Source organism: Halorientalis persicus, from assembly GCF_900110215.1.
Lineage (GTDB): Archaea > Halobacteriota > Halobacteria > Halobacteriales > Haloarculaceae > Halorientalis > Halorientalis persica.
Map to the genome: position 1 here is coordinate 1 of NZ_FOCX01000120.1, position 1037 is coordinate 1037.

A 1037-nucleotide genomic window follows, 5' to 3' on the forward strand; every position below is an offset into this window, starting at 1 on the left:
ATGCTCTCGACGCCGTCCTCTAAAAATCAACAACGTGCTTCACAAGAGCGACCCACGTTTATACTACAATAAAGACGTGTTCAAGACCTGGGCAAGAACATAGGTTAACGTTTGAGGAAGACGGTGGTATCAGCGGCTTCTCAAGGTGTGCCTGATCGTGACCTAATCAGAGCAACGATGAAATCAGCGATATCCGGACGCGATGATCAATCAGATGACTTCGCATCCAATTCCTTTGTTTTGGCGGAGACAAGTATCCCAAGAACGACAGCGTGGACTGGTGCCACCACGGCTGTACTCAAAAACCCACCGACGTGTGATATTTTCGCGAGCCCCCAGTAAGAGAGTCCAATGACGATGATGAGACCGGCAATGGTCATACCGTATCCACGGGACCGACGATAGCTCAATCTGAGTGCGGCGAGTGGTTCATTTCCAGTGACTAGATTGGCTGGAAATAAGAATAGACGGACGGCGACAACTAAAAATACAGCCAGCAGTCCCAGTCCAAGCAGGAACCGATCGGTCGTGAGGAAAGAGGATCCTAATAGTTGAGAAAGTATCAGGACTGCAAGCATCGTGAGTAGGTACCTGCTCAGTCCACCGAGGTGAGGAGATGTATCGAGTGTTCGGGCAATCGTCATCCATCCCGCAATGGCGACTACGAGTACCACAGCTAGTTCAAGTCCAATTGCCCAGAGAAGATATGGCATCTTCAAATCGATCAATGCGCCCACGTGTCGAACCGTGCGAGCAGTTCCCTGCGGCACCACCGAATATTGAACACTGATTGTTTGACTGAGTCCATCCGTTAATGCGACTGGGAGGGGGTCGTGAGTGCGAAGCCAGTCGGCCACTGCAACGACGATACCCGCGACAATGAACGGGACCGTGAGGAACGGATCATGACGAATGCGTCCGACCGCGGTCTTCAACACACCTAGAGTCGACCGTTGTGCTGACTGGGCTGGCTGCCCGGACTGCGTGTCCGTATCACAATCGGCACGTTGCTCTCCGGACATTATGCCTCCTCCAGG

General features: G+C 52.5%; 1 protein-coding gene. It reads right to left on the reverse strand.

Annotated elements, in window-relative coordinates; translation table 11 throughout:
- Window positions 1–206: 206 nt before the first annotated feature.
- Window positions 207–1037, reverse strand: an 831-nt coding sequence (locus tag BMX17_RS24940; RefSeq protein ID WP_342027717.1) for a hypothetical protein, incomplete at its 5' end; no start/stop codon positions are given.